The sequence below is a fragment of the Mesorhizobium sp. M0145 genome, assembly GCF_040322355.1.
Classification (GTDB): Bacteria; Pseudomonadota; Alphaproteobacteria; order Rhizobiales; family Rhizobiaceae; genus Mesorhizobium.
The window spans coordinates 48445-70874 of sequence record NZ_JAMYTK010000011.1; the positions used below are offsets into that span (position 1 = coordinate 48445).

Consider the following 22430-nt stretch of genomic DNA (forward strand, 5'->3'; position numbering starts at 1 on the left):
GTCGAATGGCATCGCAGGAAGTTCTTCGCGAGGAGCCAAGCCGCGGTTCCTTCATCAATGATCCGCGCGTCCGCGGCATATTCTTTCAAGCACTGGTCCTCGTCCTGCTGGTAGCTGGTGTCTGGTGGGTTACCCACAACGTCATCGCCAATTTGACGCGGCTGCACATCGCTTCCGGCTTCGGCTTTCTTAAGGGCCGCGCCGGCTTCGACATCAGCGAAAGCGCCATCGCTTATTCATCGGATTCGACCTATTTCCGTGCCATCCTGGTTGGCTTTATCAACACCGTGATCGTTGCCGTCGTCGGCATCATCACCGCCACCATCATCGGTTTCATCGTCGGCATCGGCCGGCTGTCGCATAACTGGCTGATCAGGAAGATCTGCACCGTTTATGTCGAAGTGTTCCGCAACATCCCGCCGCTGCTGGTCATCTTCTTCTGGTATTCCGGCGTGCTCGCCGTGCTGCCGCCGCCGCGCGAGAGCATCAATCTGCCGTTCGGCTCCTTTCTCAACCAGCGCGGCTTCTATTTTCCCCGCGCTATATGGGGCGAGGGCTCCTGGCTGATCCTGGTCGCACTGCTCCTCGGCATCGCCATGGCCTGGTTCGTCGCCCGCAAGGCGCGGCAGCGGCAGATGGCGACGGGACAGCCATTCCCGGTGTTCTGGACATCCATGGCGTTGATCGTCGGCCTGCCGCTGCTGGCCTACGCGCTGAGCGGCTTTCCGCTGAGCTTTGAATTTCCAAAGCAGTCGACCTTCAATCTCGTCGGTGGCTTTCAGGTCAGGCCCGAGTTCCTGTCACTCTATCTGGCGTTGTCCTGCTATACGGCCGCCTTTATCGCCGAGATCGTGCGCGCCGGCATCAGGGGCGTCAGCGCAGGCCAGACCGAGGCGGCCGCGGCACTCGGGCTGCGCTCGGGATCGATCCTCAGGCTTGTCGTCGTGCCGCAGGCGATGCGCATCGTTATTCCGCCGCTGACCAGCCAGTATCTCAACCTGACCAAGAATTCCTCGCTCGCCATCGCCATCGGCTATCCGGACCTGACGGCGACGGCCGGCACGGTCTTGAATCAGACCGGGCAGGCAGTCGAAGGCGTGGTGATCATGATGGCGGTGTACCTGGCGCTCAGCCTGATCACGTCGGCGATCATGAACGTCGTCAATGCCAGGATGGCGCTGGTGGAGAGGTAGGGCCATGCAAGAGCACGATATGTCCTGGGTGCGGACGGAGATGGCGCTGGCGCAGCCGGCGCCGTCGAGCGAGCGCGGCCTCACCGCCTGGGTCCGCAAGAATCTGATCGCATCGACCGGCGACGCCATCCTGACCATCATCGGCATCGTGCTGGTTGCCATGATCCTGCCGCAGATCGTCAATTGGGCTTTCATCAACGCCCAGTGGACGGGACCGGACCGCACGGTCTGCGCCACCGTGGCGCAGGGCGGCATCCAGTCGGACGGCTGGACCGGCGCCTGCTGGGCTTTCGTCAACGCCAAGTTCGGCCAGTTCATGTTCGGCCGCTATCCCCTGGAAGAGCGTTGGCGCCCGATCCTGGTGGCCATCCTGTTCGTGGCGCTGCTGGTGCCGCTGCTCATTCCGCGCGTACCGCGCAAGGGGCTGAATGCCATTCTTCTCTTTTTTGCACTGCCGGTCGTCGCCTTCGTTCTGCTGATCGGCGGCATGTTCGGCCTGCCCTATGTCGAAACCCCGCTCTGGGGTGGACTGCTGGTGACACTCAGCCTGTCCTTTGTCGGCATAGCTGTGTCGCTGCCGGTCGGCATCGTGCTGGCGCTCGGCCGGCGCTCGAACATGCCGATCGTCAAGCTGCTGTGCGTGATCTTCATCGAGACGGTACGCGGCATCCCGCTGATTACGGTGCTGTTCTTTGCCAGCGTGATGCTGCCGCTGTTCCTGCCGGCCGGCGTCAGCTTCGACAAGTTCCTGCGCGCGCTGATCGGCGTGTCGCTGTTTGCCGCCGCCTACATGGCCGAAGTGGTGCGCGGCGGCCTGCAGGCGATCCCCAAAGGCCAGTATGAGGGCGCCGATTCGCTCGGCCTCAGCTACTGGCAGAAGATGGGTCTGGTCGTCATGCCGCAGGCGCTGAAGCTGGTCATTCCCGGCATCGTCAACACCTTCATCGGCATGTTCAAGGACACCAGCCTGGTCATCGTCATCTCGATGTTCGACCTCCTCGGCATCGTCAAGCAGAACTTCTCCGACGCCAATTGGGCGACGCCGCAGACGGCCAGATCCGGCCTGGTCTTCGCGGCCTTCATCTTCTGGCTGTTCTGCTTCGGCATGTCGCGCTATTCAATGTACACGGAACGCCGTCTCGACACCGGCCACAAACGCTAAAAAAGGGGACCTTGTCATGGCCATAGAAAACGCCGTCAGCGCGGAAGAGATCAAGGTCAATGCCGCCAAGATGCATATTTCCACCACCGATGTCGCCATCGACATCATCGCCATGCACAAATGGTACGGCGAATTCCATGTGCTGAAGGACATCAATCTAAAGGTGATGCGCGGCGAGCGCATCGTCATCTGCGGCCCGTCGGGCTCCGGCAAATCGACGATGATCCGCTGCATCAACCGACTGGAGGAACACCAGAAGGGCAAGATTATAGTCGACGGCAAGGAACTGACCAACGATCTGAAGAAGATCGACGAGGTGCGCCGCGAGGTCGGCATGGTGTTCCAGCACTTCAACCTGTTCCCGCATCTGACCATTCTGGAAAATTGCACGCTGGCGCCGATCTGGGTGCGCAAGATGCCGCGGAAACAGGCCGAGGAAATCGCCATGCATTTCCTCAAGCGCGTCAAGATCCCGGAACAGGCCAACAAATATCCCGGCCAGCTTTCCGGCGGCCAGCAACAGCGCGTGGCGATCGCCCGCTCGCTGTGCATGAACCCGCGTATCATGCTGTTCGATGAGCCGACCTCGGCTCTCGACCCGGAAATGATCAAGGAAGTGCTAGAGACGATGGTCGGGCTGGCCGAGGAAGGCATGACCATGCTCTGCGTCACCCACGAAATGGGCTTTGCGCGCAAAGTCGCCAACCGGGTGATCTTTATGGATCAGGGTCAGATCGTCGAGCAGAACACGCCGGCCGAGTTCTTCGACCACCCGCGCCATGAGCGCACGAAGCTGTTCCTGTCGCAGATCCTGCACTGATCCTGTACGCCGGTTCGGGACAAGACCGGCGGACCGGGCTCTCTGTCTTGCTGGCTTCGCGCGTATTCGACGAGCGCTGACCGTGCGCCCGGCGTCGCCTAGGCTCGTTCCAGCCGGTGCACCGGCCAGGACGCCATGCAATGGCTGGGGCCAAATTTTCTCTCAAGCTGAGGTGATCTGCCAGACAGCGACGCCGGCAAGGGCGAGACCGGCGGCGCCCTCGATGGCCCGGGAGATGGTTTCGAACAGCCGTGGCTGGCGCGCGAAAAACTGTACAAGCCGTTCCCGAAACACGATCGACAACACGGCGACGCAGGACAGCGTCAGCGCCACGCCGACCATCATGGTGATGGCAAACAGGACGCCCGCTGCCGGAACACCCCTGGACATCGCGAAAGTCATCGCGAAAAGCGTAAGCGGACATGGGATCAGGCCTGCCATGACGCCGACAGCCTCGCCCTCGTGCCTGTGGTGATGGCTGTGGCTCAAAGCGCGCCAGAGCATCCAGACGCCAATGAGGCCGAGCAGCCCGCGACTGATGTGCTCCAGAAGCGGAGCGCGGCCGACGCTGCCCAATGCTATTGAGACCAGTGGCAGCGAGAGAGCCGCAATCAGAACGGCAATCGTCACATGCGTGAACGATAGCGTGATAGATACGAGCAGACCACGCGAGACCTTCGCATCCGAACCGGCAAGATAAGTCGCCAGGACGGCCTTGCTGTGCCCCGGCGTCAGCGCATGGGCAGCCCCGAACACGACGCCCATCGGCAGGAAGGCCACGAACGCCAGCCAATTGCCTCCGGCCGCAAGCAGCTTGATCTGTTCGCCGAGCGTCAGATAGATCGTGCGCTGAAATTCGACGAGCGTCTGGAACATCGGACGAGACTAGCAGAAAATCGGCGAGCGTCAGTGCATGTGGCCGTGGTCATGCGTGTGCTCGTGAGGATGGTCGTTCTCTCCACGTTCCGTTGAAAACCGCACATTCGCCTCAGCCAGGGCCGGCATATGCTGGGATAGTTCGTCCTTCAGCGCTGCGGCGATCTTGTTCGCCGCCGACAGCGGCAGGGTTCCGTCCGCGGCAATTGCGATGTCGGCGTGCAATCTATGACCGATCCAGCGCGCCTTGGCATCGACAATGCGCGCGCCCGGAACATGCTCGGCGGCATGTCGGATTTCGTCCATCACACCGGGTTCGATTCCATCCAGCATGCGGGTCAGCACCGAGCGGGCCGATTGCCAGACGATACCGAAGATCGCAATCGTGATCAGCAGACCGACGATCGGATCGGCCAAGGAAAAGCCGAACCAAACGCCGATGGCTCCGATGACCACGGCAAGGCTGGTAAGTCCATCTGTGCGGGCGTGGTAGCCGTCGGCAATCAGTGCCGCGCTGTTGATTTCGCGACCGACGCGGATACGGAACACGGCAACCGCCTCGTTGCCGAGGAAGCCGACAATACCCGCCGCAGTCAGCCAGCCCAGGTGTGTCACCACTTGTGGATTGATCAGCCTGTCGATGGCTTGGTAGGCAGCGACTACAGCGCTGAACAGGATGATGAGCACGATGATGATGCCGGCCAGATCCTCGACCCGGCCCAAGCCATAGGTGAAGATCCGCGACGGCTTGCGCCGCGCCAGCACGAACGCAATCCATAGCGGGATCGCCGTGGTCGCATCGCCGATGTTATGGATCGTATCGGCCAGCAATGCCACGCTCCCCGACAACGCAACCACGACCATCTGCAATGCCGCGGTGATGGCCAGGATCACGAACGACCATTTGATTGCCCAGATGCCCCGGTCGGTGGTGGCAATTGTCGCGTCGATGACGCCATGGCTGTGACCGTGCGGACCGTGACCGCCGTGATGATGTGCGGCGTGCGAGCCGAGCCCGAGCCATTCCAGAATGGGGGCTACGATGGAATTCATAGATATTTCGCCAGCTGCTTGAGTTCCGCCAGCGAGTTGCCGCCGGTTTCGACGCTGTCCGTCAGGCAATGCTCGATGTGATCGTTGATCAGCTCGCGCTTGGCGCTGCTGATGGCCCTTTCGACGGCATGAAGCTGCTGCGCCAGGTCAACGCAAGGGCGATGCGCCTCGATCATCGCCAGCACCGCCGCAAGGTGGCCTTGCGCGCGCTTCAGGCGCTTTATGATGGAAGGATGCGAGGCGTGGAGGTGATCTGACATGCTTGAGCGTATCCTCCCAGGGAGGATACGCGTCAAGCTCTAAGTCAGCTGTGCACCTTTCGGAGGGGCTTCACCTTGAGCATGGCTTGTTCTATGCCTTTCCCATGAAGAAGCTTGCCCGTTTTCTTGGCCTGCTGGTCGTTGCAGCAGTCCTTGCGGTGGCGCTGGGCACGCTGCTGCCGCGCCCGCTCTGGCCGGCGGCCGTTGCCGATCCGATCGGCACAAGCCACCGTATCCTGGTGCTGCAAAATCCGATCCACACCGACATCGCCATCCCGGTCGACGACGATGTGCGCCGGCGCTTCCATTTCCTGGTCGATGCCGGCATTCCAGCAGACGTGGCGGAGGTCCGCTACATCGTCTTCGGCTGGGGCGGCCGCGCCTTCTATCTGGAGACGCCGACCTGGTCGGAGCTGAAGGCGGTGCCGGTGATGAAGGCGCTGACGGTCGATGCCTCGGCAATGCATGTCGACATTTCCGTCGACATCGCCGAGCCGCATCGCGACGTCGCTGGCTTCGACATCGGCGAGGAGCGGTTTACGGCGCTGCTCGATTACATTGCGGCAAGCTTCCGGCAGGGGCCGAACGGGGCCATCCCGATCGAGAGTGCGGCCTATTCCCGCTTCGATCGGTTCTTCGAAGCCAATGGTCATTTCAACGCGCTGATCGGCTGCAACACCTGGACGGCGGCGGCACTGCGCACGGCCGGGCTGCGCACCGGCTGGTGGAATCCGCTGCCGGCCTCGCTCGGCCTGTCGATGCGGCTTTACAATTGAAGAGGGTTCCGGCTGATCAACGCCGCGATCCTTCGCGCCCCCCTCTGTCCTGCCGGACATCTCCCCACGAGGGGGGAGATTAGCGGCTTCGGCGCCTTGCTAGGTCATGCAACCTTGAAGATTGGCGAAAGCCAATGTGATGGCCAATCTCCCCCCAAGTGGGAGAGATGTCCGGCAGGACAGAGAGGGGTGCTGTCCAGGGCGCTGTCCCTCCAGCCTGTCGTGCGTATCATCGCGCGCCATCGTCCAACGCCCGCCAGCCATAGAGCCAGTCGAGATCGGCGGCGAGTTTTTCGGGCGAGCGCATCGCCAGGAACAGGTTGCGGGCCATCGCCACCGGCCCGGCCGCATGCCAGGCGAGGCGGTTGACGACGCCGCGGCGGGCGACCTGGGCGACGCGCGGCCGCCGCGCCTGTTCCCAGGCGACAAGCGCGCTGCTGAGATCGGCAGGCGAGGTGGCAACGAAACCGGCAAGGGTTACCGCGTCCTCGATCGCCATCGCCGCGCCCTGTGCGGCAAACGGCGTCATCGCATGCGCCGCATCGCCGATCAGCGCGATGCCTTCCGGCGTCGTCCACCGCCGCTGCTCGACGGTGTGGATCGGCCATGCCGTCCATGGCGCGGCCTCGCTCGCCAGACGGACCAGCGCCGGCGCGGTACCGCGCATGGCGCTGGCGAGAATGGCGGGGTCGGCATGCCCCGACCAGCCCTCGGCGATGCGCTCGCCCTTTGTGAAGGCAGCGAGGTTGAAGGCAGTGCCACGGCTGACCGGATAGGCGACCATATGGAAGCCGGAATAGAGGAATGCAGTAACACAATCGGGCGCACCGATCGCCGCAAAGGTTTGTCCAGCGGGGCTGTCGGCGGCCACCGTGGCGCGCCAGGCAAGCTCGCCCGAAAACCGGCTTCTCCGGAAATCGGCTGCGTTGCGGGCAATCGTTTCTCGCACCGACGACCAGACGCCATCGGCGCCGATCAAAAGACAGCCAGCCTCGACCGTGTCGCCATCAGCCGATGCAGTGACGGTAACACCTTTCGATCCGGCTGCGATGTCGGTCACCCGCGCGCCGGCGATCAGATCGATACCGGGCTGCTCCGAAACTCGCTGCATCAGCGCTGACTGCAGATCCGCGCGGTGGGCAACGAGATAGGGCGCTCCCCAGCGCGTTTCGGCCGCCTGGCCAAGCGGTACGCGCGCCAGCTTGCGCAGCGTGGCGGCATCCTTGAGCACGACCGCCTCCGGCCGCACCGCCGTAGCCAGCAGCCGATCGAGTACGCCGAGCTGCCGTAGGATGCGCGTCGCGTTGGGCGAAAGCTGGATACCGGCGCCGGCAGCCTCGAGGTGCTGCGCCTGTTCGAACAGTTTTATCCGATAGCCGCGCTCGGCGAAGGCCAGTGCCGCGGTCAGCCCGGCGACGCCCGCCCCGGCGATGACCACCTGCCGGGACTGCGTTTCCTGCATCAGGCTTGTCGCGAAAGAATCAGGCGGCCTGGTCGAGATAGAGGCAGCCCGGCGGCTGCGTTTCCAACGCCTTCAGCTTCGGCGAATAGCGATAGAGCGTCGAGCAATAGGGGCAGACTTTTTCATTGTCGTCGCCCATGTCGAGAAATACATGCGGGTGGTCGAAAGGCGGATTGGCGCCGGTGCACATGAATTCCTTGACGCCGATGTCGATTGCCGGATAGCCCGCATCGTTCTGGAAATGGGGAATGGAACCGCCTGCCATCGTCGTCTCCTGATCTTGTCGATTGCATCTGGATCATAACCCGTCTCTTTGCAAGATCGATGAAATGAAACTGTCGCAAAAGCCTGTCAGAGGATAAGTTAAGCCGGTTAAGGCTATGGTTGTCGAACGGTGTGGGAAGAGCGGAAACCATGAACGAACTGAAGCCGGTGCAGAACGAATTCATCACCGTCGAGGCGGCGAGCCGCGAAGGCGGCAATCCCGACCGCTTCGTCAACCGCGAGTTTTCCTGGCTGCAATTCAACCGGCGCGTGCTCGAAGAGTCGCTGAACGCCAATCATCCGCTGCTCGAGCGTGTTCGCTTCCTGTCGATATCGGCCGCCAACCTCGATGAGTTCTTCATGGTCCGCGTTGCGGGTCTTGCCGGCCAGGTGCGCGAGGGCATCGTGCTGAAGAGCCCGGATGGGCGCACGCCCGAGCAGCAGCTTGAACAATTGCTGCGCGAGGTCGAGCGCCTGCAGGAGGACCAGCAGAAAAGCCTTTCGGCGCTGATGCTGCTGCTCGACAAGGAAGGCATCGAGAGCATCACCCGCGATGCGCTGAGCAAGGACGAGAAGATCTGGCTCGAGGACCATTTCCAGGAGCAGGTATTTCCGGTGCTGACGCCGCTGTCGATCGACCCGGCGCATCCGTTCCCGTTCATTCCCAATCTCGGTTTCTCGATGGCGTTGCAATTGCGCCACCGTAAGAACGGCGAGGAAATGAGCGCGCTTTTGCGCCTGCCGGTGGCGCTGAGGCGCTTCATCCGCTTGCCGGATCGCAAGCGCCATGTCCGCTTCATCCCGCTCGAGGAGGCGGTCGGCCTTTATATCGGCAAGCTGTTCCCGGGCTACGAGGTCAAGGGTTCCGGCACGTTCCGTATCATCCGCGACAGCGATATCGAGGTCGAGGAAGAGTCCGAGGATCTGGTGCGCCTGTTCGAGACGGCGCTGAAGCGCCGCCGCCGCGGCTCGGTTATCCGGATCGAATTCGACCGGCTGATGCCGCCCGAACTGCGCGACTTCGTCGCCGGCGAGCTTGGCGTTTCGGCAAGCCGGATCAGCGTGCTCACCGGTCCGCTGGCGCTCAGCCAGATCTCGGAGATCGTCGCCGTCGCCCGCGACGATCTGAAGTTCACGCCCTACAATCCGCGCTTCCCCGAGCGCATCCGCGAGCATGGCGGCGATTGTTTTGCGGCGATCCGCGAGAAGGACATCATCGTCCACCACCCCTACGAATCCTTCGACGTCGTGGTGCAGTTCCTGCGTCAGGCGATGGCCGATCCAGAAGTGGTAGCGATCAAGCAGACGCTCTATCGCACCTCCAACGACAGCCCGATCGTACGCGCTTTGGTCGACGCCGCCGAGGCCGGCAAGTCGGTGACAGCGCTGGTCGAGCTCAAGGCGCGTTTCGACGAAGAAGCCAACATCCGCTGGGCCCGCGACCTCGAGCGAGCCGGCGTCCAGGTCGTCTTCGGCTTCCTCGAACTGAAGACCCATTCGAAAATGTCGCTGGTCGTGCGGCGCGAGGATGGCAGGCTGCGCAATTACGTGCATCTCGGCACCGGCAACTACCACCCGGTCACCGCGCGCATCTACACCGACCTGTCCTTCTTCACCACCGCCCCGACGATCGCGCGCGATGTCGCCCAGCTGTTCAACTTCATCACCGGCTATGCCGAACCGGCCGAGCAGATGCGGCTGGCCATATCGCCGTTCACGTTGCGCGACCGCATCCTCAAGCACATTTCGGACGAGATCAGCCACGCGCTGGAGGGCAGGCCCGCCCGCATCTGGATGAAGATGAACGCCTTGGTCGATCCGATCGTCATCGATGCCCTCTATGATGCCAGCCGCGCCGGCGTCGAGATCGATCTCGTCGTGCGCGGCATCTGCTGCCTGAGACCGCAGGTGCCCGGCCTATCGGAGAACATTAGGGTGAAGTCGATCGTCGGCCGTTTCCTTGAGCACAGCCGCATCTACTGCTTCGGCAACGGCCACGGCCTGCCATCGGACGGGGCGATCGTCTACATCTCCTCGGCCGATTTGATGCCGCGCAATCTCGACCGCCGTGTCGAGACCATGGTGCCGATCACCAATCCAACTGTGCACGAACAGGTGCTCGGCCAGATCATGCTCGGCAACATCATGGACAACCAGCAAAGTTTCGACGTATTGGCTGACGGAACCTCCCGGCGCGTTGTGCTGGAGGAGGGCGAGGAACCGTTCAACGCGCAGGAATATTTCATGACCAATCCGAGCCTGTCCGGACGGGGCGATGCGTTGAAGTCGCATGCGCCCAAGCGCATCGCGCAGTTCAAACGCCGCAAGAAACAGAACGCAGCGACGGGCTGATGATTTCAGCGTCCCAGGGCCGGCTTCAGGACCGCCGACCGCTGTCCATCATCGATATCGGATCGAACTCGATCCGTCTTGTCATCTATGAGGGGCTGGCGCGTTCGCCGACCTTGCTGTTCAACGAAAAGATGCTGGCCGGCCTCGGCCGCGGCATCGTTTCGACCGGAAAACTCGATCCCGAGGCGGTGACGCGCTCGATGGAAGAGTTCCGCCGCTTCCGCGCGCTCTCCGACCAGGCCGGCGCCGAGCGCATATATGTGCTGGCGACCGCCGCCGCTCGCGAGGCCGTCAACGGCCCCGACTTCATCCACCGCGCCGAGGATGTGCTCAAGACCGAGATCCAGGTGCTGAGCGGCTGCGAGGAAGCCCATTATTCGGCGCTCGGCGTCATCTCCGGTTTCCACCCGGCCAACGGCATTGCCGGCGACCTTGGCGGCGGCAGCCTCGAACTGATCGACATCGATGGTGAGACGATCGGTGACGGCATCACGCTGCCGTTGGGCGGCTTGCGCCTGCAGGACATGGCGAAGAACTCGCTGGCCCAGGCGGCAAGGATCACGCGCGAGCAACTGGCGCGGGCGAAATTGCTGAAGGGCGGGCAGGGCAGGGCGTTCTACACGGTCGGCGGCACCTGGCGAAACCTCGCCCGGCTGCACATGGAAATGACCAACTACCCGCTCGGCGTCATGCACCATTACGAGATCGGCATCGAAAGCGCCGCGAACTTCCTCCGGCAGGTCGCCAAGGCCGAGATCGATAAGATCAAAGGCATCGAGGGCATCTCCAAGAACCGCCGCTCGCTGCTGCCCTATGGCGCCATCGTGCTGCAGGAGATCATGGCGGCGATGCAGCCGTCGAAGATCATCGTGTCGGCGCTGGGCGTGCGCGAGGGCTTTCTCTATTCGCTGCTCGACAAGGCCGAGCAGAAAGCCGATCCGCTGATCTCGGCGGCGGAAGAGCTTGCCCGCCTGCGCTCGCGCTCGGTCGACCACGCGCATGAGCTTGTCGAGTGGACCGGCAAGGCGTTCGCCGCCTTCGGCATCGACGAGACCAGGGATGAGGCGCGCTACCGCCACGCCGCCTGCCTGCTCGCCGATATCGGCTGGCGTGCCCATCCCGAATATCGCGGCAAGCAATCGCTCAACATCATCGCTCACGCCTCGTTTATTGGTGTCGACCATCCCGGCCGTGCCTTCCTGGCGCTTGTCAGCCTGTTTCGCCATGAGGGCGTGTTCAATGAAGCCGCTCCGGAAATCCGCGGACTGGCGACACAGCGCTATCTCGAGCGCGCCCGAGTGCTGGCCGCGCTGCTGCGCGTCGTCTATTTGCTGAGCGCGGCAATGCCGGGCGTCATGCCGCGACTGAAATGGGAAAACCGCGGCAATGGCGTGCTGGCGCTGGTGCTGCCGGCAGCACTGGCCGATCTTTACGGCGAGCGCCCCGCCGGCCGGCTGGCACAACTGGCAAGGGTCACCAATCGCCGGCTGGTGCTGGCGGTCGAGGGCGGGCCAAGCGTTTCTGTGAAATAGGCGCCTGCGTCGTCGCACGTGACAGTTTAGGAAGGGGGAAGACCATGAGATCCAGGCAGGTTCTTCAGCTGTTGGTTGCAGCGATCTTCGTCGTCTTCGCGGGCACCGCCAGTGGCCAGACGCTTTACACTCTGTCCGTCGTGGCCAAGGGGACGTTCGATCTGGATCGACATTATCCCAAAGGGATGGGCGTCAGAATGCCGTTCAATTTTCATAGGATGTTGACAACACCCCAGAACGGGGAGCGCATAAATTACTTTGTATTCAAGCCAAGCACGGACGTTCTCAAATTTATGAAATCGCTGTCGAAGAGCGATTTGTTTTCAAGGCTCGAGCCATGTTCAGGAGGTATTGACCAAGCTCTTTCCGACAGGGCTCAGACCATTGGCGGATCGATCAAGCCCATTTTTGGTCGAGTCGATCTGTTGCCGTATCTCAAGAGAAAAGAACTGATTCAATCAGATGGTTATGTATATGTCGCCATAGACAGCAACCTTCGAAACTACGTTTGGGACCCAAACGACTTCGGATCGGAGTGGGTGGCTGCAGCGGTAGAAAAACAGCAGCTTTGTCTGTACATCGGCGTTGGGCGGATGGGCTACTACAGCGCCCTAGCGTCGGTGCCTGTCAATGTAAGCCGTCTCGCAAAATTTGTTTTTCTGGACACCAAATAAACCGGGTGACTTGCTCAGGCGCGGGTCCCAAACGCCCGGCCATCGAACGAATAGGCGCCGGCGCCGGCCATTGCCAGCGCCAGAAAACCGCCTGATATGGCGATGTCCTTCATCAGCATCTGTGAATGCATGAAGGTCAGCGTCGGATCGTCGCCACCCTGGCCATAGTGGCCGATGAAGCCCGCCGCGATGCAGAACGCGGCAAGCAGGAGCGCCACGATCGGCGTCTTGAGGCCGACGAGGATGAGCAGTCCGGCGATCAGCTCGAACAGGCCCGTCGCCCAGGCTACGAGCGTTGGCAGCGGCAGGCCGAGGCCGGCAAAATAGCCTGATGTGCCGGCAACGTCAGTAAGCGCGTGGAAGCCGGACGGAACGAAAAGTGCGGCGAGCAGCAATCGGGAAAGCAGAAGCAGCGCATTGCGGGGCATCTTCACCTCCGTTGTCGACGGCCGCTTGGCCTGGCGCCCGATCTTAGCAGGTTTTCCGTCAGCGGACCGAAGGGCACAAACCGACAACGAAAAAGGGGCGCGGAAAATTCCGCACCCCTTTTGTCCAAGCAATGCTGGACTGCTTCAGCCGCGCTTGGCGTCGATCGAATAGGCGCCTGGGCCCGAGGAGGCCAGCACGAGGAAGCCGCCGGCAATCGCGACGTTCTTCAGGAAATTGATCATCTGCATCTGATCGGCCCAGCCGGTGTGGGCGACCAATGCGGTGGCAACGGTGAAGATCGCCATCACCCAGCCGACGATCCGGGTCTGGAAGCCGACGAGGATGGCGAGGCCGCCAAGCAGTTCGATCAGGCCGACGACAATGGCGGTCACCATCGGCAGCGGCAGGCCGAGGCTGCCGAAATAGCCGGCCGTGCCGGCAATCGCCGTCAGCTTGCCGAAGCCGGAAAGCAGGAAGATGACCGAAAGCAGGATGCGGCCGAGCAGGATCGTGCCCGAGGCGCCGGAGGCGGTGCCGGAACCGGCAAACGAAGTGTTGGTGGACGTGTTGGTGGACATGCGTAACTCTCCAGAAGGGTTTGGCCAAACGACTTGGGATACCCGTCTAGTTAGCGCAGGCCGACTGTTCACCAAAGACGTCAGATTGGTTACGGATTGTTCACCAAAGTAACGTTTTCGCGATCAACATAGGTGTTGAGATCCAGGCATTTCAGCACCCTAGCCCGGATGCGTCATGTCCTCCGGCCGCACCAGCCGCTCATAATCGGCTTCACTGACCAGCCCGGTGGCCAGCGCTTCCTCGCGCAGCGTTGTGCCGTTCTTGTGCGCCGCCTTGGCGATCTTGGCGGCGTTGTCATAGCCGATCGTCGGCGCCAGCGCCGTCACCAGCATCAGCGAACGGTCGAGCGCTGCCTTGATGTTGTCTTCGCGGGCCTCGATGCCGACGACGCAATTGTCAGTGAACGACACGGAAGCGTCGGCCAGCAGCTGTACCGATTGCAGGAAACAATAGGCCATCAGCGGATTGTAGACGTTGAGTTCGAAATGGCCCTGGCTGCCGGCGAAGCTGATCGCCGCATTGTTACCGAACACCTGCACGCAAACCTGCGTCATGGCCTCGCATTGTGTCGGATTGACCTTGCCCGGCATGATCGACGAGCCCGGTTCGTTTTCCGGCAGCGACAATTCGCCGAGGCCCGAACGCGGGCCGGAGCCGAGCAGGCGGATGTCGTTGGCGATCTTGAACAGCGCCGCCGCGCAGGCATTGATGGCGCCGTGCGAGAAGACCATGGAATCATGGGCGGCGAGCGCCTCGAACTTGTTCGGCGCGGTGACGAAATCGATGCCGGTGATTGCGGCGATGCGCGACGCCACCTTTTCGGCAAAGCCGACCGGCGCGTTGAGGCCGGTGCCGACCGCGGTGCCGCCCTGTGCCAATTCCTGCAGGCCGGGCAGGGTCATCTCGATGCGCTTGATCGACGAGGCGACCTGAGCCGCATAGCCCGAGAATTCCTGGCCAAGCGTCAGCGGCGTCGCGTCCTGTGTATGGGTGCGGCCGATCTTCACAATATGGGCGAAAGCCTTGGTCTTGGCCTCGAGTGCCGCATGCAAATGTCTTAGCGCCGGCAGCAGGTCGTGGATGATGCGCTCGGCGCAGGCGATGTGCATTGCAGTCGGATAGGTGTCGTTCGACGACTGGCTCATATTGACGTGGTCGTTGGGATGCACCGGCTTCTTCGACCCCATGACGCCGCCCAAAAGCTGGATCGCCCGGTTGGAGATCACCTCATTGGCGTTCATGTTGGACTGCGTGCCCGAACCGGTCTGCCAGACGACCAGCGGGAAATGCTCGTTGAGCTTGCCGTCGATGACCTCCTGGGAGGCCTCGATAATGGCCTTGCCGATCGCCGGATCGAGCCGCTTCAGCTCCATATTGGCCTCCGCTGCCGCCCGCTTGACGATGCCCAGCGCCCGCACGATCGAGGCCGGCTGCTTTTCCCAGCCGATCTTGAAATTGGCCAGCGAACGCTGCGCCTGCGCGCCCCAGTAACGGTCGGCGGCGACCTCGATGGGACCGAACGTGTCGGTTTCGGTTCTGGTCTCTGGCGCGCTCACGAAGTCTCTCCGGTTTGCAATTTGCAAACGGCGTATCGCGTTGCACAAATGCCTTCAAGCGGAGATTGCGGGTGACGGGAATGCAAATCGGTTGAAGCAGCGCCTTTTCCTTCTCCCCTTGTGGGAGAAGGTGGATCGGCGCGTAGCGCCGAGCCGGATGAGGGGTGTTGGAAGAAACGAGGCGTCGGCGATCCGTCCAGCACCCCTCATCCGACCGAGCTTCGCTCGGCCACCTTCTCCCGCAAGGGGAGAAGGAAGAGCGCGCGCTCCTCACCCCGCCGTGTATCCTCCATCCACGGCGAAGATTCCGCCGCTGGTCCATGCCGCTTCGTCGCTGGCGAGATAGACGGCGATGCCGGCAAGGTCGCCGGTTCGGCCGATGCGGCCGAGCGGGTAGCTGCGCTCGACATAGGCCTTGAGCTCGGCTTGCGCGGTCTCAGGCAGGTTTTCGATCGACCTGCGCCGCATCGCTGTGTCGACCGTGCCGGGCGCGATGGCGTTGACTCTTATGCCGCGCGGCCCGAGCTCGAAGGCGAGCGACTTGGTCAGCGAATTGAGCGCGCCCTTCGACAGCGAATAGAGGCTGGACGGCCGCTTCGGGATCATCTTATGCGCGAAATAGGACGAGATGTTGATCACCGAGGCCGCGCCCGGCGCGAGATGCGGCAACAGCCGCTGGGTGAGGAAGAATACCGCCGTGACGTTGAGTGCGAAGGACTGCTGGAACTGATCCTCGCTGACGGTTTCGAACGGCACAAGGAACGCCACGCCGGCATTGTTGACGAGGATATCGACAGGTGGGCCGCGCCTGGCATGCTCGACCACGGCATCGATGCCGGCGCTGGCCGACAGGTCGGCCGAAAGCGCTTCGACATTATCCCCGAGCTGCTTGCGGGCGGCGTCGAGTTTTTTGCCGTCGCGGCCGACGATCAGCACGTCCGCGCCTTCGCGCAAAAACGCCTCGGCGATTGCCAGCCCGATCCCGTCCGAGCCGCCGGTGACCAGTGCCCGTTTGCCGCCTAGTCTCATCCAACACTCCCGCGCATTGCCGCCTTCCGCCGGCGGCATGACCCCAGAGCAGCGCTGCCTGCACTCCGGGTCAAGTCGCCTGCCTATCCCAGCGTATGAAACTTCGCCTCGTCTCACCGCCCAAGCAGCGATTGTGAGGTTGGCGACAGCCGCAAAGTCTCAGTCGGCTTGGCCATACGTGACTGGACGCTCTGCTCGAACACTTGCCACTCCGGGGAGGCAGCCAAGGCTGCCTCGTGGCGGGCATGTGCATCGGCGCTGGCGAAACCGGTGATGCTGATGAAGACGTTTTCGCTGGCCCGCACCGGCAGCCGCGGAAAGCTGTTTTCGGCATGTTCGGTAACGAAGGCGGCGAGCGGCGACGCGCCAAATGCGGCGAGCACCGGAAGGGCCGCGGTCTGGAAGTCGTTGGCGAAACGGGCTTCCAGGCCCGGTTGCAAATGATGAATCCTGATGACAATAATTGCCTGCAAATCGCTGCCTGCGCACGGTTTTTCGAGGTCCGCCTGGGGTACTCGTTTCGATCCCGAGAGGTCTAGGCTCGCGCCCGGCCAGGCCGGCTTCAGCAGCAGCACGTCGTCGGATGAGATCATCGTGGCGTTGGCGGCGTCGCGCCAGGCAGCCCAGACCGGCCCGTCATAGAAGGCGGTCAGAGCGTTTTTCCGCGCTTCCATACCGTCAAAGCCGCGCAGCCAGACGAACATATCCGGCCGGTCGAGATCGCGGAACTGGCCGATGATGGTCATCCCCGCGGTTTCCTGGCCCTCGATCAGCTGATTGTCGAAGATGCCGATCAGTGTCTCGCGCCGGCCGGGTTTCAGCGTGTATTGCCTGAGTTCGACGACGGGCGAGGCGAGCAGATCGGGATTAGGTATGGCGTTCAAAGGCAGGTTCATCGCGCGAGCTCCAAAACAGGACAGTCATCCTGTTTTACAAAACAGACCGATTGTCCTGTTTTGTCAATCTGCTATCGTGTGAAGATGTCAGCAGAGATATCCGCTCGCCCAAGGTCGCGGGCTCAAAAACGCACCAACGACCCCGAAGGCATGCGCAAAAAGGTGCTCGATGTCGCCGAGGAGGCGTTTCAGGCACGCGGCTATCATGCATCCAGCATGAGCGACCTGATGGCGACGGCGGGCGTCACCGGCGGCGCGCTGCACCACCATTTCCCAACCAAGAAGGCGCTGGCGCTCGCAGTGATCGAGGAGCGGGTCGCCGCCGCCGTAGAAGAGACATGGATCGCGCCGGTACGGATGGCTCCCTCAGCGCGCGAGGGCGTGCGCTCCGTGTTCGCGGCCGTCGCGGCGGAGCTGGAGCGGCAGGGTTTCGTGCGCGGCTGCCCGCTCAACAACCTGGCGCATGAACTGTCGCTTGCCGATCCGGATTTCCGCATTGCCCTTGCCGGCATTTTTTCTACCTGGCGTCAGGCGATCGCCGACAAGATCAGCGCCGACCAGCAGGCGGGCCGGGAGCTAGGTACCGATCCGCAGCGCTTCGCAGCGCTCGCCGTCGCCAGCTATTCCGGCGCCATGTCGATGGCCAAGACAGCACAGGACGCAGGCGTGCTGCGTGACTGCCTGATGGCGTTGGAACAGGGAGTTATGTCGTCCAAAACAGGAACGAGGCGACGTAGCAGGATACTGCACAGAGCGCTTTAACGCTGGCAGGACAGAGGCCGCAGTCGCTGATATCGCGACCGAGGCGGGGAGGCCGAGCTCTCCTAATTCGGCAGCGGCTTGATCAGCTCGTAGCCGACCACGCTTTCGGCACTGGTGCCCTCGTCATAGCGCCTGGCCACAACTGCCTGCAGGTCGGGTGCGTAAAGCGCGATGAATTCGTCCCGCGTCTCGCCGGCCTCGCTCCTGATCGTCTGCTTGACCGCGAGCACGGAGTATTTGCAATCACCCAGGCTGAACGTCTCCTTGCCCTTGACGTTGATCTCCAGCGTCTCGGTGCCCTTCGGCGGCTTGTTCGGTGCAAGACGGGCAAACGCGATCTTGCTCTTGGCCCCCGCCTTCAGCGGGAACACCTTCCTGAGATCGGAAAACGGGATCATCGCCAGCTGCCCTGTGCTGCTGTCGCGAAACACTTCGATCAGCCCGCCGAACAGGTACTGCGACTGCGGCGATTGCGACTGGTATTTGTTGGCAACCGCCACCATTCCGCCCGCCGCCGGACGAAATTCGCTGTGGATGCCGGGCCTTTCGAGAATGAAGCCGGCCTTGGCCGATTTGGCGTCGATGCACCCGGCGCCATGCGCTGCGCTCGTCACCGCCAGAATGGCCATTGTCATGCCGATGGATGTAGCTTTCATGGCGTCCTCCTCTGCCCGCGCAAGTTGAATGCCGAAAGCAATGCCAGACCTGGGAGAACGTGTCGACACACTTTGCGAGCAACTGGACTGCCGGTCCGCGTCGTGCTGAATTTTAGCGCATGATGCATCGTATTTCCGCCCGGCCGGTTTCCCGGCGCAGGTTCCTGATGAAGGCAGCGGCCGTTGCCGCGGCCGGCGCCGTTTCGCGCCCGGCCTTCGGCCAGACCGGGCAGCGCATCCCGCCGATCGACGCCACTTTTCTGTTCATCGCCGATGTCCATGCCTGCCGCATGGCAAACGGATTGAGCCCGCATTGCGAGCAGGAGGGCAAGACAGACGCTGCCTTGCTGCGCAATGTCGCCGCACTCAACGGCGTCGGCGACAGGCAATGGCCGGCTGAAATCGATGGCGTTGCCACCGCCCTGCGCTCGACGGGCAACATCGGCACGCCGCTCGGCCTCGTCGTTGGCGGCGACATCACCGATGATGGCGGCGGCCAGATCACCCAGCCCAGCGAGGGCACGCAGCTGCTTCAGTTCAGCCAGCGCTATCAGCAAGGTGTCGGCCCCGACCATGTGCACATGCCGGTCTATGTCGGCCTCGGCAACCACGACCTCGACCAGAACGGCCCGCGCTCGCATGTCGACTGGTACCGCCGCGAAATGCGCGACTACGTCGAGGTCAACCACCGCCCCGGCGTGTTCTTCAAGCCGCCCGCGCCGGCGACCGACTACGACGTCGGGACCGACTGCTATTCATGGGATTGGGGCGGTCTGCATCTTGTCCAGACGCACCGTTTTGCCGGCGATACCGGCCATGGCGCCGCCAGCAGCCTGCCATGGCTGAAGCAGGACCTGGCGACTTATGCCGGCGACGGCCGCCCGGTCATCCTGTTCCAGCATTATGGCTGGGATACTTTTTCGATCGAAAGATGGGACGCAGCCGAGAAGACCTTCGACGAAGGCGGCAAGGGTCCGCCGCACTGGTGGAGCGAAGCTGACAGGCAGGCGCTGCTGGCTGTGCTGAAGGGTTACAACGTCGTCGGCATCTTCCATGGTCACCAGCACGCGACGCCGATGATCTACCACCGTGACGGGCTCGATTTGTTCAAGCCGAAGGCCGCCTTCATGGGCGGCTTTGCGTTGGCGCGGGTGACGGGAAACAGCATGGATGTGGTGCTGGGCGAAGCCGCAGGAGATCATGGCGAGGTCACCTTCACCAATGCATACAGCAAAAGCCTGACTTTCTGACGGGCAGGAGAGGACGCAAAAAAGGCGGCCGAGCCGCCTTTTCCTGGTTTGCGAAGGGCCACCCTCAAAGCGCCTTCTTCACCTTGTCCTTCACGTCGCCGTAAGCCTTCTGGATCTTGCCGGTCGCCTTGTCGACGTCGCCTTCGGCCTCGGTGCGCCTGTTGCCGGTGGCCTTGCCGGCGGTCTGCTTGACCGAGCCCTTGGCTTGCTTGGCAACGCCGGCCACCTGATCCTTGTTCACCATCTCGCATCTCCTGAACCGTTCGCCTGGAGAAACGGTCGCGGATCGCTTAGGTTCCGGGTTCTGCCCGTCGATTGGGATAGCTTCCGGCCGCGAAGCCGACAGGATAGGGTGCGCGAGAAGCCCGAACAGACAGGGCCGGAGGGACAATGGCTGAATTCACGCTCTTCATCGGCAACAAGTGTTTTTCGTCGTGGTCACTGAGGCCATGGCTGGCGATGAAGCATCTGGAGATCCCGTTCGAGGAAGGTCTTGTGCGCCTGCGCACGCCCGAGACCGCGGCCAATCTGGCCAGGATATCGCCGACCGGCCAGGTGCCGGTGCTGAACCATCGGCTGCCGACTGGCGAGGTCCGGATCGTCTGGGAAACCCTTGCCATCCTTGAATATCTTGCTGAGCTGTTTCCCGAGAAAAAGCTGTGGCCGGCCGACATCGGCGCTCGTGCGCTGGCCCGCTCGGCGGCGACAGAGATGCATTCGGGCTTTCGCGAGGTCCGCTATGGCTGGCCGATGAATTTGCGCCGGCCGAAAGGCCACAGGCCGCTCGACGCCGAAGGTGAGGCGCAACGGGCGCGCATCGAGGATTTGTGGCGGCAATGCCGCGAAAAACACGGCAAAGGCGGCCCGTTCCTGTTTGGCCATTTCACCGCGGCCGACGCCATGTACGCGCCGGTCGTCACCCGCTTCGACACCTATGGTGGCACGCTGGCAACCGATACCCGCGCCTATGTCGACGCCGTGCTTTCGATGCCGGCGATGCGCCACTGGTATGCCGAGGCGGCGAAAGAGCCTTGGCCGGAGCCCGGCCCAGACGAGTAGAACCAAGCAAAGCCGGTCTTCCACTTCGCGGCCCGCGGCCTATCTGAAGATCGGGCAGGGGCCTTGGAGATTTCACAATGACAGCTGTTTCTTCCGCACTGGCCGGCAAGGTCGCGCTTGTCACCGGCGCCTCCTCGGGCATCGGCGAGGCAACGGCTGTGGCGCTGGCCGCCGCCGGGGCCAAGGTGGCGATTGCCGCACGCCGCGCTGATCGTCTCGAAGCGCTGGCCGCACGTATCGAAAAGGCCGGCGGCACGGCGCTCCGCATCGAGGCCGACGTCACCAGCAACGACGATGTCAGCGCCATGGTCGACAAGGTTGTCGCCGAATGGAGCCGCCTCGACATCCTCGTCAACAATGCCGGGGTGATGCTTCTGTCGCCCGCCGCCCAGGCGGTGCTCGACGACTGGCGCCGCATGGTCGAGCTCAACCTGCTGGCGCTGATGGGCGTCACCAAGGCGGCGCTGCCGCATCTGAGGGCCGCCAAGGGTCACATCGTCAACGTCTCGTCGGTCGCCGGCCGTGTCGCCAATCCGGGGGCCAGCGGCTATGCAGCAACCAAGTTCGGCGTCGTCGGCTTTTCCGAATCGCTGCGCCGCGAAGTCTACGCCGATAAGGTTCGCGTTACCGTCATCGAGCCCGGCCTGGTGCGCACCGAACTCGGCGACCATGTCACCAACCCGGCGGCGAAGGCCGGGCTCGACCAGCGGCTCGCCGCCATGGAGGCGCTGACCGCCGAGGACATCGCCGCGGCCATTCTCTACGCCGTGAGCCAGCCGGCACATGTCAACGTCAACGAGATCGTCATCCGCCCGACCGACCAGGAGCGGTGAATGACGTCGGATCGTTTCGTTAGACTTCGAAACCCGCCCGCAGGAAATCGCCACACTCCTCGACCAGCCGGGACGGGTCCCTCGCAAGATAGACGCCGAAATCCGCCATCGGCGCCGGCGGCAGGTTGAAGCGTCCGTTGAGGCTTTGGCAGTCGGGCGGCAGTCCTTCCTGCAGCAGAAGCCCGATGCCAAGCCCGGCCCTCAGCGCCGAGATCAGTGTCGCGAAGGTCGACACGCGGCAGCCGATCTTCCAGCCGATCCCGGCCTCGGCGAGCGAGGCCAGCATCCTGTCCTGCCAGGAGCAGGCGCCTTCGAAGATGATCAGCGGAAGCTCAACCTCGTCATCGATCTCGATCATGCGGCTTGCCGCCCAGACCAGCTGTCGTGACAGATGGCCTCGCGGCGCCTTTGTGAAGCGCGCCGGATCGGCCATGACGATGTCGCATCTTCCTTCGCCCAGCGACTTGCTGAGATCGCTGCTGCTGGCCGACGTCAGCTCGATCTCCACGGAAGGATGCCGGCGGCGGAATTCGGCGATGATCAACGGCAGCCGCGTTACCGCCAAATCCTCGACGATGCCGAGCCGGACACGGCCGACCAGCCTGCGGCCTTCTATCTCGCGCCTGGCATCGTCGCCGATCGCGATGGCCTTGCGGGCGAAGGCGAGCAGGATCTCGCCGGCCTCGGTCAGCGTCACGCCGCGCGGCGAACGGCGCAGCAGCTCGGCTCCGACTTCGCCCTCGAGGCGCTGAAGCTGCATGCTCACCGCCGCCTGCGTGCGGGCAAGCCGATCGGCCGCCCGGCTCACCGTTCCCGTATCGGCCACGGTGACGAAGGCGCGCAGCAGCCGGACGTCGATATCTCCAGTCATAAGAATTCCTGATAGCTGTGTCAGCACTATCAGGCTATCCGAAAGCCCGACCTGAATTCAAGGTCCGCTCGCGCCAACGAAAACAG

At 62.9% G+C, this 22430-nt stretch carries 24 protein-coding genes; 11 read left to right on the forward strand and 13 right to left on the reverse strand.

Annotated elements, in window-relative coordinates:
• Positions 1-5: 5 nt before the first annotated feature.
• The 3 genes from NKJ28_RS17335 to NKJ28_RS17345 all read left to right on the forward strand — a co-directional run bounded on the left by NKJ28_RS17335 (position 6) and on the right by NKJ28_RS17345 (position 3175).
• Positions 6-1193 carry an amino acid ABC transporter permease gene (locus tag NKJ28_RS17335; RefSeq protein ID WP_023677634.1) on the forward strand — a complete coding sequence of 396 codons (1188 nt, stop codon included), beginning with the start codon at positions 6-8 and terminating at the stop codon, positions 1191-1193.
• 4 nt (positions 1194-1197) lie between these two features.
• A complete protein-coding gene (locus NKJ28_RS17340; protein WP_023677633.1) occupies positions 1198-2355 on the forward strand; it encodes an amino acid ABC transporter permease in 1158 nt (385 codons plus the stop codon).
• Between the two features lie 70 nt (positions 2356-2425).
• The gene (locus NKJ28_RS17345; RefSeq protein ID WP_031212005.1) at positions 2426-3175 is read left to right on the forward strand and encodes an amino acid ABC transporter ATP-binding protein; all 750 of its coding nucleotides are present in this window, start codon (positions 2426-2428) and stop codon (positions 3173-3175) included.
• 162 nt (positions 3176-3337) lie between these two features.
• Here NKJ28_RS17345 and NKJ28_RS17350 read toward each other — a convergent pair whose 3' ends face one another.
• The 3 genes from NKJ28_RS17350 to NKJ28_RS17360 are packed head-to-tail and all read right to left on the reverse strand — an operon-like array spanning position 3338 to position 5364.
• Entirely contained in the window at positions 3338-4051 is a 714-nt protein-coding gene (locus tag NKJ28_RS17350) for a HoxN/HupN/NixA family nickel/cobalt transporter (protein ID WP_352569732.1), read from the reverse strand.
• A 30-nt stretch (positions 4052-4081) separates the two neighbouring features.
• On the reverse strand, positions 4082-5104 hold the full coding sequence (locus NKJ28_RS17355; protein ID WP_502894598.1) for a cation diffusion facilitator family transporter: 1023 nt from the start codon (positions 5102-5104) through the stop codon (positions 4082-4084).
• Positions 5101-5364 (reverse strand): metal-sensing transcriptional repressor, encoded by a 264-nt coding sequence (locus tag NKJ28_RS17360; protein WP_023719742.1) that lies wholly within the window; start codon positions 5362-5364, stop codon positions 5101-5103. The genes NKJ28_RS17355 and NKJ28_RS17360 overlap by 4 nt, the downstream gene beginning before the upstream one ends.
• A gap of 104 nt (positions 5365-5468) precedes the next feature.
• Between NKJ28_RS17360 and NKJ28_RS17365 the strand changes: the two genes are divergently transcribed.
• Positions 5469-6140, forward strand: coding sequence for a TIGR02117 family protein (locus NKJ28_RS17365; protein WP_352636532.1), 672 nt, complete (start codon positions 5469-5471; stop codon positions 6138-6140).
• Between the two features lie 229 nt (positions 6141-6369).
• Here the strand turns inward: NKJ28_RS17365 and NKJ28_RS17370 are convergent, their stop codons facing one another.
• Together NKJ28_RS17370 and NKJ28_RS17375 are read right to left on the reverse strand one after the other, a co-directional pair.
• On the reverse strand, positions 6370-7602 hold the full coding sequence (locus NKJ28_RS17370; RefSeq protein ID WP_352636533.1) for an FAD-dependent monooxygenase: 1233 nt from the start codon (positions 7600-7602) through the stop codon (positions 6370-6372).
• A 19-nt stretch (positions 7603-7621) separates the two neighbouring features.
• Complete coding sequence (locus NKJ28_RS17375; protein WP_023677627.1) at positions 7622-7867, reverse strand: zinc-finger domain-containing protein; 246 nt, start codon at positions 7865-7867, stop codon at positions 7622-7624.
• 149 nt (positions 7868-8016) lie between these two features.
• Here NKJ28_RS17375 and NKJ28_RS17380 point away from each other — a divergent pair, with 149 nt between their 5' ends.
• From NKJ28_RS17380 to NKJ28_RS17390, 3 genes are read left to right on the forward strand one after another with little or no spacing between them, the layout of a single operon-like run.
• Positions 8017-10218, forward strand: a complete 2202-nt coding sequence (locus NKJ28_RS17380; RefSeq protein WP_352616756.1) for an RNA degradosome polyphosphate kinase — start codon at positions 8017-8019, stop codon at positions 10216-10218.
• Entirely contained in the window at positions 10218-11750 is a 1533-nt protein-coding gene (gene ppx, locus NKJ28_RS17385) for an exopolyphosphatase (RefSeq protein ID WP_352636534.1), read from the forward strand. Before NKJ28_RS17380 ends, ppx begins: the two co-directional genes overlap by 1 nt.
• Before the next feature lie 44 nt (positions 11751-11794).
• Positions 11795-12424, forward strand: coding sequence for a hypothetical protein (locus NKJ28_RS17390; protein ID WP_352636535.1), 630 nt, complete (start codon positions 11795-11797; stop codon positions 12422-12424).
• 14 nt (positions 12425-12438) lie between these two features.
• Here NKJ28_RS17390 and NKJ28_RS17395 read toward each other — a convergent pair whose 3' ends face one another.
• The 5 genes from NKJ28_RS17395 to NKJ28_RS17415 form a co-directional block, all read right to left on the reverse strand.
• Positions 12439-12852, reverse strand: coding sequence for a DoxX family protein (locus tag NKJ28_RS17395; protein ID WP_023677623.1), 414 nt, complete (start codon positions 12850-12852; stop codon positions 12439-12441).
• 144 nt (positions 12853-12996) lie between these two features.
• Positions 12997-13431, reverse strand: a complete 435-nt coding sequence (locus tag NKJ28_RS17400) for a DoxX family protein (protein WP_352578283.1) — start codon at positions 13429-13431, stop codon at positions 12997-12999.
• A gap of 159 nt (positions 13432-13590) precedes the next feature.
• Positions 13591-14988, reverse strand: a complete 1398-nt coding sequence (fumC, locus tag NKJ28_RS17405) for a class II fumarate hydratase (RefSeq protein ID WP_352636536.1) — start codon at positions 14986-14988, stop codon at positions 13591-13593.
• A 270-nt stretch (positions 14989-15258) separates the two neighbouring features.
• Complete coding sequence (locus tag NKJ28_RS17410; protein ID WP_352636537.1) at positions 15259-16017, reverse strand: SDR family NAD(P)-dependent oxidoreductase; 759 nt, start codon at positions 16015-16017, stop codon at positions 15259-15261.
• A 113-nt stretch (positions 16018-16130) separates the two neighbouring features.
• A complete protein-coding gene (locus NKJ28_RS17415) occupies positions 16131-16913 on the reverse strand; it encodes an NIPSNAP family protein (protein WP_023677619.1) in 783 nt (260 codons plus the stop codon).
• A gap of 150 nt (positions 16914-17063) precedes the next feature.
• Here NKJ28_RS17415 and NKJ28_RS17420 point away from each other — a divergent pair, with 150 nt between their 5' ends.
• Positions 17064-17675 carry a TetR/AcrR family transcriptional regulator gene (locus NKJ28_RS17420; RefSeq protein WP_352636538.1) on the forward strand — a complete coding sequence of 204 codons (612 nt, stop codon included), beginning with the start codon at positions 17064-17066 and terminating at the stop codon, positions 17673-17675.
• Between the two features lie 62 nt (positions 17676-17737).
• On the opposite strand, the gene NKJ28_RS17425 is transcribed toward NKJ28_RS17420, so the two are convergent.
• Complete coding sequence (locus NKJ28_RS17425; RefSeq protein ID WP_352636539.1) at positions 17738-18331, reverse strand: hypothetical protein; 594 nt, start codon at positions 18329-18331, stop codon at positions 17738-17740.
• A 119-nt stretch (positions 18332-18450) separates the two neighbouring features.
• Here NKJ28_RS17425 and NKJ28_RS17430 point away from each other — a divergent pair, with 119 nt between their 5' ends.
• A complete protein-coding gene (locus NKJ28_RS17430) occupies positions 18451-19581 on the forward strand; it encodes a metallophosphoesterase (RefSeq protein WP_352468361.1) in 1131 nt (376 codons plus the stop codon).
• A gap of 64 nt (positions 19582-19645) precedes the next feature.
• On the opposite strand, the gene NKJ28_RS17435 is transcribed toward NKJ28_RS17430, so the two are convergent.
• A complete protein-coding gene (locus NKJ28_RS17435; protein ID WP_352636540.1) occupies positions 19646-19825 on the reverse strand; it encodes a CsbD family protein in 180 nt (59 codons plus the stop codon).
• 146 nt (positions 19826-19971) lie between these two features.
• Between NKJ28_RS17435 and NKJ28_RS17440 the strand changes: the two genes are divergently transcribed.
• Complete coding sequence (locus NKJ28_RS17440; RefSeq protein WP_352468360.1) at positions 19972-20640, forward strand: glutathione S-transferase family protein; 669 nt, start codon at positions 19972-19974, stop codon at positions 20638-20640.
• Positions 20641-20717: 77 nt separating this feature from the next.
• On the forward strand, positions 20718-21473 hold the full coding sequence (locus NKJ28_RS17445) for an SDR family NAD(P)-dependent oxidoreductase (RefSeq protein ID WP_352636542.1): 756 nt from the start codon (positions 20718-20720) through the stop codon (positions 21471-21473).
• Positions 21474-21492: 19 nt separating this feature from the next.
• Here NKJ28_RS17445 and NKJ28_RS17450 read toward each other — a convergent pair whose 3' ends face one another.
• Entirely contained in the window at positions 21493-22344 is an 852-nt protein-coding gene (locus tag NKJ28_RS17450; protein ID WP_352636543.1) for a LysR family transcriptional regulator, read from the reverse strand.
• Between the last annotated feature and the right edge of the window lie 86 nt (positions 22345-22430).